8 protein-coding genes and 1 pseudogene are annotated in these 11,374 nt (G+C 67.0%); 3 read left to right on the top strand and 6 right to left on the bottom strand.

Annotated elements, in window-relative coordinates; translation table 11 throughout:
• The first annotated feature begins 34 nt into the window (after positions 1 to 34).
• The 3 genes and pseudogenes from MKK84_RS04245 (at position 35) to MKK84_RS04235 (ending at position 3,232) form a co-directional block, all read left to right on the top strand.
• Positions 35 to 1,213: an efflux RND transporter periplasmic adaptor subunit gene (locus tag MKK84_RS04245; protein ID WP_243916786.1), complete on the top strand. Its 1,179-nt coding sequence runs from the start codon at positions 35 to 37 to the stop codon at positions 1,211 to 1,213.
• A 262-nt stretch (positions 1,214 to 1,475) separates the two neighbouring features.
• The gene (locus MKK84_RS04240; RefSeq protein ID WP_313899314.1) at positions 1,476 to 1,913 is read left to right on the top strand and encodes a DUF2231 domain-containing protein; all 438 of its coding nucleotides are present in this window, start codon (positions 1,476 to 1,478) and stop codon (positions 1,911 to 1,913) included.
• Positions 1,910 to 3,232, top strand: a pseudogene (locus tag MKK84_RS04235) (PQQ-dependent sugar dehydrogenase). The gene MKK84_RS04240 and the pseudogene MKK84_RS04235 overlap by 4 nt, the downstream one beginning before the upstream one ends.
• A 382-nt stretch (positions 3,233 to 3,614) precedes the next feature.
• Here MKK84_RS04235 and MKK84_RS04230 read toward each other — a convergent pair.
• The 6 genes from MKK84_RS04230 to MKK84_RS04205 form a co-directional block, all read right to left on the bottom strand.
• Entirely contained in the window at positions 3,615 to 4,556 is a 942-nt protein-coding gene (locus MKK84_RS04230) for an amidohydrolase family protein (protein ID WP_243916784.1), read from the bottom strand.
• Between the two features lie 13 nt (positions 4,557 to 4,569).
• Positions 4,570 to 5,490 (bottom strand): SMP-30/gluconolactonase/LRE family protein, encoded by a 921-nt coding sequence (locus MKK84_RS04225; RefSeq protein WP_243916783.1) that lies wholly within the window; start codon positions 5,488 to 5,490, stop codon positions 4,570 to 4,572.
• Positions 5,491 to 5,525: 35 nt separating this feature from the next.
• A complete protein-coding gene (locus MKK84_RS04220) occupies positions 5,526 to 6,800 on the bottom strand; it encodes an MFS transporter (protein WP_279599359.1) in 1,275 nt (424 codons plus the stop codon).
• A gap of 177 nt (positions 6,801 to 6,977) precedes the next feature.
• The gene (locus MKK84_RS04215) at positions 6,978 to 7,652 is read right to left on the bottom strand and encodes an RraA family protein (RefSeq protein WP_243916781.1); all 675 of its coding nucleotides are present in this window, start codon (positions 7,650 to 7,652) and stop codon (positions 6,978 to 6,980) included.
• Positions 7,653 to 7,685: 33 nt separating this feature from the next.
• The gene (locus MKK84_RS04210) at positions 7,686 to 8,594 is read right to left on the bottom strand and encodes a DUF1932 domain-containing protein (RefSeq protein WP_243916780.1); all 909 of its coding nucleotides are present in this window, start codon (positions 8,592 to 8,594) and stop codon (positions 7,686 to 7,688) included.
• Positions 8,595 to 8,612: 18 nt separating this feature from the next.
• On the bottom strand, positions 8,613 to 11,374 hold a 2,762-nt coding region (locus MKK84_RS04205), incomplete at its 5' end, for an FAD-binding and (Fe-S)-binding domain-containing protein (protein ID WP_243916779.1).

Raw genomic sequence — 11,374 nt, 5'->3', positions numbered from 1 at the left:
CGCCTCGGAGCCCAAGATGCCCTCAAAGCGGAACGTGGCCACACTTCTGTCGAGCGTGGCGGTCGGGGCCGCTGCACTCGCTTGGGTCGGCATCAGTGACCGCGCGAAGAGCATGCAGCAGGTCGATGCCTGGACCGAGCGTCAGGCGGTGCCGACCGTTCGGGTGGTCCATGCCCAACGCGGGCCCATGAACGAAGACTTGAGCCTGCCCGGCTCGCTCAGCGCCTACTACACCGGCTCCCTCTATGCGCGTGCCAGCGGCTACGTCACAGCCTGGCATAAGGACCTGGGTGCACGAGTCCGTAAGGACGAAGTCTTGGTTCAGATCTCCGCCCCCGATCTCGACCAGCAACTCGCCGAGGCGCGCGCTACGCTGACTCAGCTCCAGGCGGCCGTCGATCAAGCCCAGGCGAATGCCGACCTCAGCGCAGCCACCAACAAGCGCACCACCCGGCTCGTGGCGCAGGGCTGGTCGAGCGAGGAGCGGGGCGACACAGACCGCTTCACCGCGGCCTCGCGCACCGCGGCCCTGTCAGTCGCAAAGGCAAACATCGTTGCCCAGCAGGCGAATGTCGGAAGACTTGAGGAACTGACGCGGTTCAAGGAAATCAGGGCCCCCTTCGACGGCGTCGTGACCGCGCGCAACGTCGATATCGGAGACCTTCTGACAGCTGGCGGAACCTCGGGGAAGCCGCTCTACCGCGTTTCCGACATCCATCGCGTGCGCGTCTACGTGAATGTCCCGCAGGCGTTTCTCGGCGCGATGAAGCCGGGCCTCAAGGCATCCATGCGCGTGCCCGGGTTGGAGGAGACGTTCACCGCCGAGGTCACATCGACCGCGAACGCCATCGCGGAGGACTCGCGCAAGGGGCTCGTCGAGCTGCAAGCCGACAATCCGGACGGACGGCTCTGGCCGGGCGCCTTCGTCGAGGTGCAATTCCACGTCCCCTCAAACCCGGGGACCTTGCGCGTGCCCGCGACGGCCTTGGTGTTCAATCGCAATGGCACCCTCGTCGCGCAAGTGCAGGACGACCATCGCGTTGCGCTGAAGCCTGTCACGCTCGGTCGCAACCTTGGCACCGACATCGAAGTGCGCGCAGGTATTACACCTGCCGAAAGGCTTATCGACAACCCGCAGGAGTTCATAGCCTCCGGGGACCTCGTCCGCGTCGTCGGGCAGGATGACGCCCCGCACACCGCATCGGCGGAATGACACTGTAGAACCCTTCAAGGTCAGCAGCACCGCGCGTATCGATCGACCTTCATGACGATCGTGCGCTGTGCCAAGCCTCATGCTTTGAAAGGGACGGACGGCTCTCAGCGAGCTCAGCTCGTTGCGGTCTCAGTGACGTTACGGCGTTGGGGCGGCGCATTCGCGATAAAGCGACCAAGTGCGCTTGTCCCATTCCTGAGAAGCCACGTTTCGCAAATACGCGACCTAGCTTTCTCAATTCATTGCTTCTTTGAAAGAAAACATGGCTAGGCAAATTGGAGGGGCCCGTACTCCCAGGCCGCTGCACCCGTTGTTCGTCGGACCTAGCGGGGCCCTGCTGATGGCTGCACTGTTTACGGATTCCATGTATTTAAGTAATGCGCTGATACAGTGGGCCAACTTCTCGGCGTGGCTGATCACCGGCGGGCTCGTGCTGGCCTTATTTGCTGCGCTCGTGCTCGTGCTGGATTTCGTGCTTGGCAGGGCCGGGCCGATCAGCTGGCCCGACTTCGGCCTGCTGGCCGTCGCCGCAATGCTCTCGATCGTCAACGACTTCATTCACACACGCGATGGCTGGACGTCCGTCGTTCCGTCCGGAATCACCGTCTCGGCCATCGTCGCAATCCTGCTTCTCATAGCCGGCCTTCGCGGCTGGTGCGTGACCTACCTAAAAACTCCCGCCCGGGGAGAGAACGCATGACCATGAAGCGCTTCCGCGCGGGTCCCGGCCTGATGATCGTCGCTCTGCTCGCCGGCTGCAGCGACCAGGGAGGCGATCCCTCGAAACAATACGGACCGAATCCGGACCTTCCTGAGCCTCATCAGTATCTCATCCCGCCGATGAGCGTGCCGCAGGCTGTCGGTTGGAAGGCCGGGGAAACGCCCACGGTTCCCGCCGGCCTGCGCATCCAGGCTATGGCGAACGGGCTGATGCATCCGCGTATCGTCTACCCACTCTCCAACGGCGACATCCTCGTCGTCGAAAGCAACGGCCCTGGTACCAAGCCTTTCCGGCCAAAGGACTACATCTCGGGTTTGATCAAGGCCCGCGGCGGTGCTGCCGACAAAGGTGGTAATCGCATCACGTTGTTGCGCGATGCCGACGGCGATGGCGTTCCGGAGTTGAAGACGGTGCTCGTCGACCATCTGCACTCGCCCTACGGCGTCGCGTGGGTGGCGGATACGCTGTACGTGGCCAACACCGACGCGATCATCGCCTATCCGTTCAAGCCCGGGCAGACGGAGATCAAGGAGGCGGGGACCAAACTCGCGGATCTGCCGGCCGGCCCGATCAACCACCATTGGACCAAGGCGATGGTCGCCAGCGCTGATGGATCGAAGCTCTATGTCGGCGTCGGGTCCAACAGCAACGCTGCCGAAAACGGGATGGATGTCGAGGAGGGACGCGCGGCGATCTACGAGGTCGATCGGCTGACCGGCGCCAAACGCCTCTATGCGACCGGGACGCGCAATCCGACGAATCTCGCCATCCAACCCGGAACGCAGCAGCTATTCGCGGTCGTCAACGGGCGCGACGAGATCGGACCGGATCTAGAGCCGGACTATCTGTCGTCGATCAAGGAGGGCGGCTTCTACGGTTGGCCCTACAGCTACTGGGGGCAGCACGTTGACGAGCGCGTTCAGCCGCAGAACCCCGACATGGTGGCGAAGGCAATAAAGCCGGATTACGGACTAAGCTCACACGTCGCGGCCCTCGGTGTCGCGTTCAGCCAGGGCCAGACGGTGTCGCCGCAATTCGGCGAGGGCGCGTTCGTAGGCGAGCATGGCAGCTGGAACCGCGATCCGCTGAACGGTTAACAAGTTATTTTCGTCCCCTTCGTCGATGGACGCCCGAACGGAGCACCGCTTCCAGTGGTCACCGACTTCCTTGCGCGGGACAAGAAGACCGTTCGCGGACGGCCGGTCGGGGTGGCGCTCGATCGGACCGGCGCTCTGATCGTCGCAGACGATGTCGGCAACACGGTCTGGCGGGTGAGCGGGACAGCGACCACACACTAAAGCATGCTGCAAAAAAGCGGCAACGCATGGTTTGAACCGACATGCTGCAAACTGCTGAAACGTTCACGTTGCGTGTTGAACAATCACATCGGAACACGGCCTGGTCCAAGTCATGTTGCGCGCGAATGCTCCAATCTCCAGACCCTGAATGATCTGCGTTCTCACACGGCCTCGGTTGAAAGGAGGCTGTCTGCTCTTCGGTCGTTCTAGTCCGAAGCGGCCAGTTCGCTTAAGGCCGGACTACGCCATGTCGGATCGCCAACCTGCGCAAAACCAGCCGTTTAGCTTTGCGCCCGCCTCGCTCGCCCCAGACGGCTTAGACAACTGCTAGAAGCGGACATCATCTAAAGTCTCTTGCTCGGAGCCAATCCTCCTCATCCGTTCAGCCGAACCCGTAGAGCTTGGCCGGATTGGCGACGAGGATCCGGTTCCGCACCGCCTCTTCGGGAGCCCAGTCCGCTAGAAGGTCAAGGAGCACGGCATCGTCCGGCTTCGCGTTGGCGGGGGCGGTCGGGTGCGGCCAGTCGCTGCCCCAGACAAGGCGCTCGGGGGCGAGCTGCACGTAGGCGCGGGCGAGGCGGCTCCGGTCGGCATAGCTCGGCGGCCCGACCTTCGAGAGAAGGTAGGCGCCGGTGAGCTTCACCCAGGCGCCGTGCTTGTCGATCAGGTCGGCAATTACCTTGAAGCCCGGATGGTCCGGGCCGGCTGGCTCGGGCAGATGGCCCATATGGTCGAACACGACCGGCACCGGCAGGTCCTTCAGGGTGTCGGCCAGCTCCACGATCTTGTCGCCGTCGGCGACCAGCACGATGTGCCAGCCGAAATCGGCGATCTTGCGGGCGACCTGCGCTAGGTCGGCGATCGGTGCTCCGCCGGGTAGGCGCGTCCCGAACCGCACGCCGCGGATGCCGGCCCCGTCGAGGCGCTTCAGCTCCTCGGGCGCCACCGAGGCATCGAGCATCGCGACGCCCCGAGCAGCCGGCCCGAATGCCTTCACGGACTGGACGAGGAGGCTGTTGTCGACCCCGTAGGTGGAGGGCTGCACCACGACGTGCCGGCTGATGCCGAGGCGCTGCATCAGGAGGCGGTAATCGGCGATACTCGCATCCGGCGGCCGCAAGCTGGCGCCGGGCGCGGCCGGGAACTGCGCATCGTAGATGTGGTGGTGGCAGTCGGTGGCGCCCGGCGGCACGGCAAAAGTCGGCCGGTCCGTGCCCGAGGACCAGGGCACGGTCTGGGCGAGAGCCGGGCGCAACCCGGCGCTCACGGCAGCGGCGCCCATTAGGGCCGCTAGATGCGCGCGGCGGGTGAGCGAGGAGGTCATCCGTCCGGTCCGTTCAGTGGTGCGAGAAGAGGGTCTGACCGGGGGCCGGCATCCGAACTGTGAGGATGCTGCCGGTCTGGGATTCGGTGATGAACAGGGTCGCTCCGTCCGGGCCGCCATAAGCGACGTTGGTGGTCGAGATCCCGGCGGGGGACTTCACCCGCAGCAGCGGCTCGGCGACTGACGAGAGGCGCCAGATCGATCCGAACCCGGTATGGGCGACGATCAGGCAGCCCTCGGCATCGAGCGCGATGCCGTCCGGGCCGCCCAGCCCGCCATGCAGCTGCGCGAATACGCCGACCTTGGCGACGAGGCCGCTGGTATTGAGGGGCACCCGCCAGATCTGTTGGGAGCGGGTCACGGCGATGAACAGGCTGCCCATGGCATCGTCGATGACGATGCCGTTCGGGCTCGGCACTGTGTCGACGAGGCAGGTCAGCTCGCCGGAGGGGCGCAGGCGGTAGACTCGGCCAGTCGGATCCTGCAGCCCGGTCTGGCCCTGGTCGGTGAAGTAGACGTCGCCGTTCTTGGCGAAGGTCAGGTCGTTGACCCCGCGGAACCCCTCCGAGCCCGCCGTCTCCAGGAACGGCGTCACCGCCCCGGTCTCGGGGTCGAGAAGCATCAGGCCGCGCTTGTAGCAGGTGATAAAGATCCGGCCGTCTCGGTGGATCTTCATGCCGTTCGGCCACCCATCGTATTCGGCGACGAGTTCCCACGCGCCGGCTTGGTCGATGCAGAAGATCCGGCCGAACGGAATGTCGGTCACGTAGAGGCGGCCGGCCCGATCGAAGACCGGGCCCTCGAGGAAGGAATCGATCGAGTGGCCGCCCCGGTTGGCGTTCGCCCAGGCGGTCGGTCGTGCTTGGCGGAAGCGATCGGGCAGGCGCGTGAACACCTCGGCCGTCACGGTCGGCGGGGGAGCGAAGAACGACATCGCGTGTCCTCGGGGGCAGGAGTAGGGATTGTGGTTCAGGCAGGCAGCGCCGCGCCCTGCGTCTCGCGGGCATGGGCGCGGCTGATCAGGATCACGCTGATCGCGGCGGCGGCATCCAGCGCGGCGACGGGGAGCATGCCGAGGGGGAAGCTGCCGGTGGCGTCCTTCACCAAGCCGACCACGTTCACCATCAGGCCGCCGCCGATCAGGTTCGAGATCGCGTTGATGCCCGCAAGACCGGCCGCCAGCGTCCCCGGCGAGAGCCACCCGGCGGAGAGCGCCCAGAACGGCCCCTTGAAGGAATAGGCACCGACGAGGGCAAAGGTCACGGCCAGGATGGCGGTGACGATGCCGCCAGTGAGGTTGAGGTAGGACAGGCCGAAGGCCGCGAGCAGTAGCGGGATCGCCGTGTGCCAGCGTCGCTCGCTGTGCCGGTCAGAGTGGCGGCCCCAGAGCACCATGAGGATCGTGGCGAAGCCGTAGGGGATCGCATTGACGAAGCCGGTTTGCAGATTGGTGAGCCCGAAGGACTTGATCATCTGCGGTTGCCAAACCGACAAGACGCTGCCCGTCGCCGAGGCGCCGGAGCAGACCAGCGCCATGGTCAGGAAGTACTTGTTGCGGGCCAGCTGCCAGAGGGAGATGTGCCCGATGGGCTTGCGCTTGCCCGCTTCCTCATCGAGGCGGCCGACGAGCCACGCGCGCTCCTCGTCCTTCAACCAGCGGGCCTCGCGGGGCCGATCGGTCAGCACGAACAGGCAGGCGATTCCGAGGATGATCGTAGGCAGGCCCTCCAGTACGAACAGCCACTGCCAGCCCTTGAGGCCGAGCGCGCCGTCGAGTTCAAGGAGCGTCACCGAGAGGGGCGAGCCGAGGAAGGTCGCGAGCGGGATCGAGACCGTGAAGGTTGCCATGATCCGCGCCCGGTACGCGCTCGGCAGCCAGTAAGTCAGGTAGAGGATCGCCCCGGGGAAGAATCCGGCCTCGGCCGCCCCGAGGATGAAGCGCATCACGTAGAGGGAATGGGGACCGATCACGAGGGCCATGCCCATCGTGACGAAGCCCCAGGTGATCATGATCCGGGCGATCCAGCGCCGCGCGCCGACCTTCTGCAGGGCAAGATTGCTCGGCACCTCAACAAGAAAGTATGAGATGAAGAACAGGCTCGCCCCGAACCCGAACATTGCGGGCGTAAGCCCGAGATCCTTGTTCATCTGCAGGGCGGCGAAGCCCACGTTCACGCGGTCGAGCAGGGCGCAGAAATAGCAGAGCATCAGGAACGGCACGAGCCGGACGATGACCCGGCGCATGGTCGCCGCCTCGAGCGGATGCTTGGTTTGCTCTGTGATGCTCACGTGCCGTCCTCCCGGTTGTCTTGTTGCGTCGTCATTGCGAGCGTGAGCGAAGCCGCGCTGGACAGCGGAACAGTCCCAGACGTGGCACGTCCCTGGATTGCTTCGCTGGGCTGGCAGGGACGGCGAGGCTGGTCAGATCCCCTCGCAGCCCGACTCCGCGAGAGCGCGTTCGACCCAGGAGCGGTCGACGGTGCCGGCTTTTATTGCCGCCATAGTCTTGGCCTCGCCCTGCTGCTTCTTGTCGGCGGAGGCGAAGACCAACTCGGTCTGGTCGAACGGCACGCAGACGAAGCCGTCATCGTCGCCGACGATCAGGTCGCCGGGCTCGATCACCATGCCCTCGATGGCGATGGTGGCGTTCATCTCGCCCGGCCCGTTCTTGTAGGGGCCGCGATGGGTGACGCCGGCGGCGAAGACAGGGAACGCGTTGGAGCGGATCCAGCCGTAGTCGCGCACCGCGCCGTTTAGGACGACGCCGGCCACGCCGATCTGCTGCGCGTGGGAGAGCATGAGCTCGCCCATCAGGGCATTCGTCAGGTCGCCGTCGCCATCGACGACGAGCACGTCGCCGGGCTTCGCGCGGTTGAGGGCTGCGTGGATCAGTAGATTGTCGCCGGGGCGCGCCCGCACGGTGAGGGCGACGCCGCAGAGCACTCCCCCGGCATGGAGCGGGCGGATCCGCGCGCCGCCGTGGCTCATGCGGCTCATGGAGTCGCTGATGTTGGCGACCGCGATGCCCTTGAACTTCTCGACGGTGGCGGAATCGACCGTGCGGGTGCGCGGATGGATCTTGAAACCGATGGCCATGACTGTTCGTCCTTCGATGCGGGGTAATGGGGCTCAGAGGACGCGCTTCAGGCCGGCCTTGAGCACCATGGCTTCCAGGGCTTCTTGGTAGGTCCGGGGGACGACGCCCTTGAAGTGATCCTTGAGGCCGAGGCTTTCCTTCCAGCGCAGGCGCTGGGCCACCGCGCGGGCCATGATCGGCTCGACCCCGGCATCGGCGACGGCGTCGGCCGACATCTCCAGCTCCTCGGCCCGACGCTTGGCGTGGATCACCCCCGACGGGGTCAGGCTCTGGACCGTGTCCATCCACGGCCGGGCGAGGGTCTTGGAGGCCGAGGCGAGGACGACCTCGTCGATCCCGTACTGATGGGCGGCGAGCAGCATCTCGTCGGTGAGCGCCTCGATCCCCTTGATGAGGACCGAGCGGATAATCTTGATCCCCGAGGCGGTGCCGAGCACTGGCCCCGTGTACGCGATCTGCATGCCCCATGGGTTCAGCAGATCGCACACGCGCTCGCCGGCCGGGCCGCTCGACAGCATCCGCATGGAGTAGCCGTGCAGGGGGGTCCCTTCGATCGAGCAGTCGCCGAGCAGCGCGCCGGTCGCCTCAAGCTTGCTCGCGACGCCCTGCTTGATCTTCGGCGTGGCAGAGGCGAAGTCGAGGAAGGTGTGGCGGTTCGAGAGCACGGGGGCGAAGGCGTCGGCGCTCTCCAGCGAAGCGGCGCCGGGCGTGACGCCAACGATCAGGTCGGCGGCGTCGGCGAGTTCCGCGTTCGAGCGAACGAGGGTCACGCCGGCCTCCTTCGCCCGCGCCTGGATGAGGTCGGCGAAGGGGCCCTCGAACGCATACTTGTCGTAGCAGGCGATCGATTCGAGCCCGGCGCCGCGCAGTCCGGCGCCGAGCGTGCTGCCTACTTCACCGTAGCCGACGAGGCCCAAACGGAATTGCGTGCGGTCTGCCATGACGTGCTCCTTGAGGGTCTATGCGGGGAGGGGGGTGGTCCGCCGACCGGTCACTGGGCCGGCGGCGAGATGATCGCGAAGGATCTCGACGGGGTGCGGCAGGCGCAGGCCATCGACGAGCTTCACCTGCGAGCGGCAGGAATAGCCGTCGGCGAGCAAGCGGCCGGACCGGCCCATCCCGGCGACGTGTCCGGCCCAGCTGAGGCCGTAGATCCGCTCCGACATCGCCCGATGCTCGGCCTCGTGGCCGTAGGTGCCGGCCATGCCGCAGCAGCCGGAGGGCAGCACCGACAGGCGCAGGCCCAGGGCGGCGAAGACTTCGGCCCAGTCGGCGAGCGCTGGCTGTGCCGTCGCTCGCTCGGTGCAGTGAGGCAGGAGCCAGAAGGTCTCGGTCTCGGAGGCCGGACGGATGCCATCGAGGCGGCCGGCGAGCCATTCCTGGACGAGGAGGACCTGCGGTAGGTCCCGCCCCGGCAGGGCCTGCCGATACTCGGAGCGGTAGGTGAGCGTCATCGACGGGTCGAGGCCGACGAGGGCGATTCCGGTCTCGGCGAGGCGGTCGAGACCGTCGGCATTGGCCGCCGCCAGACGTCCGAACCGGCCGAGGAAGCCATGGACGTGCAGCGGCTTGCCGTTCGGGCGGTAGGGCGCGAGCCAGGGCCGCAGCCCGAGCCCGATCAGCAGGTCGAGGAGGGCGAGGAGGACGGACGTGTCGTAGTGGCTGGTGAAGGCGTCCTGCACGACGATGACGCTTGTCAGGCGCTCGGCCTCCGGGAGGCGGGCCAGGGTTCGTGCCTCGGCCAGCGCCACCCCGCGGCGGCCGAGTTCCTCGGGCAGGTCGAGGCTCGACAGCTGCGGGACGTGGACCAGCCCGACCGCCCGCGAGAGCCCGAGGGATGTCGCCGCATTCGCGAGCCGCGGCGCCTTTGCCAGCAGCGGCACCGCGGTCTCCAGCGCGGCGACCACATAGTGGCGCAGGGGCCGCAGATAGCGGCCGTGATAGAGTTCGAGGAACTTCGCCCGGAAGGTCGGGACATCGACCTTGATCGGGCAGGCCCCCGTGCAGGATTTGCAGGCGAGGCAACCGGCCATCGCCTCGTGGACCTCGTGGGAGAAGTCCCCCCGCCGCCGCAGGGTCGCGGCGAGACGGGCGGGGAAGGCGAGCCAACCCGGCCGGGCGCGCAGGCGCTTCGCCTCGCTGAGCGGGTCGCGGCCTTCGACGGTGAGCCGGCGCAGCCACTCGCGCATAAGCTGGGCTCGACCCTTGGGCGAGTGCCGCCGCTCGCGGGTCCCCTTCCAGGACGGGCACATCGCCTCGTCGGGGTCCCAGGTGAAGCAGGCGCCGTTGCCATTGCAATGGAGTGCCTCGTCGTAGCCGGCCCGGACGGTCTCGGGGATCGCGCGGTCCCGCGCGCCCTTGGTCGGCACGCCGTCCACGGTCAGGAGCGCGGCGCCCTCGGGGGCGGCGATCTTGCCGGGATTGAACTGGTTGCGTGGGTCGAAGGCGGATTTGACCGCCTGGAGCACTGGGTAGAGCGGGCCGAAGAACCGAGGCGAGAACTCGGAGCGCACACCCTTGCCGTGCTCACCCCAGAGCAGACCGCGATAGCGCTGCGTCAGGGCGACGACATCCTCTGTAACGGCGCGGACCAGCGCCTCCGCGCCAGGCGCCTTCATGTCGATAGCCGGGCGGACATGGAGCACGCCGGCATCGACGTGGCCGAACATGCCGTAATCGAGCCCGCGCCGATCGAGGGCGTCGCGGAATTCCGCAATATAATCGGCGAGGTGCTCCGGCGGGACGGCGGTGTCCTCCACGAAGGCGACGGGTCGCCGGTCGCCCTTGGTGTTGCCCAAGAGGCCGACCGCCTTCTTGCGCATCGCCCACACGCGACCGACCTCTGCCTCGCCCCGAGCCACCGTGTAGCCCCGCCGGCCATGGACTTGGCCATCCGCGTCCAGGGCCGCCGTGAGACGGGCGAGCGCCGCCTCGACCGCGTCAGAGCCGTCGCCGACAAACTCAATGAGGTTGACGCCCCGGGCTCGCTCGCACGCATCCTCTGGGAAGTAGGCGGCGACGCCCTCCCAGATCGGGTCCTCCTGGGCGAGCCCCAGCACCTTGGAATCCACCGTCTCGACCGAGGCCGCCCCGGAGGCCACGAGCGTCCGCGCATCCCGCAGGGCCGCGTCGAAGCTGTCGTAGCGGAGGTTCACCAGCGCCATGTGGCTCGGCAGCGGCAGGACATTGAGCGTCGCCTCGGCAAGGAAGCCCAGCGTCCCCTCCGAGCCGCACAGCACGGCGTTGAGGTCGAAGCACCCGTCCGTGCGGCGCAGATGGGCGAGATCGTAGCCGGTGAGGCAGCGGTTCAGCGGCGGGAAAGTCTCTTCGATCAGGTCCGCATTCTCGCGCTGGAGCCGATCCACCTCCCGGTGGATGGCGCCCGCGAGACCGGGCTGGCCTTGGGCGGCCTGCAGCCCGGCTGCGTCGAGGGGTTCGGAATGCCAGACCGTCCCGTCGGCGAGCACCGTGGTGAGGGCGAGAACGTGGTTGCGGGTCTTTCCGTAGAGGCAGGAGCCCTGGCCGCAGGCATCGGTGGAGATCATCCCGCCGATGGTGGCGCGGTTCGAGGTCGAGAGTTCGGGCGCGAAGAACAGGCCATACTCCGCCAGAGCCGCGTTGAGCTGGTCCTTCACTACCCCCGCCTCGACGCGCGCCGTGCCGCGCACTGGGTTGATCGCGAGGATGCGGTTCATGTGCCGTGAGAGATCGACCACGATCC

It is taken from the genome of Methylobacterium sp. E-065 (assembly GCF_022829605.1).
Lineage (GTDB): Bacteria > Pseudomonadota > Alphaproteobacteria > Rhizobiales > Beijerinckiaceae > Methylobacterium.
Note: the sequence above shows the minus strand (reverse complement) of the source record. Positions and strands in the feature narration are given on the sequence as shown.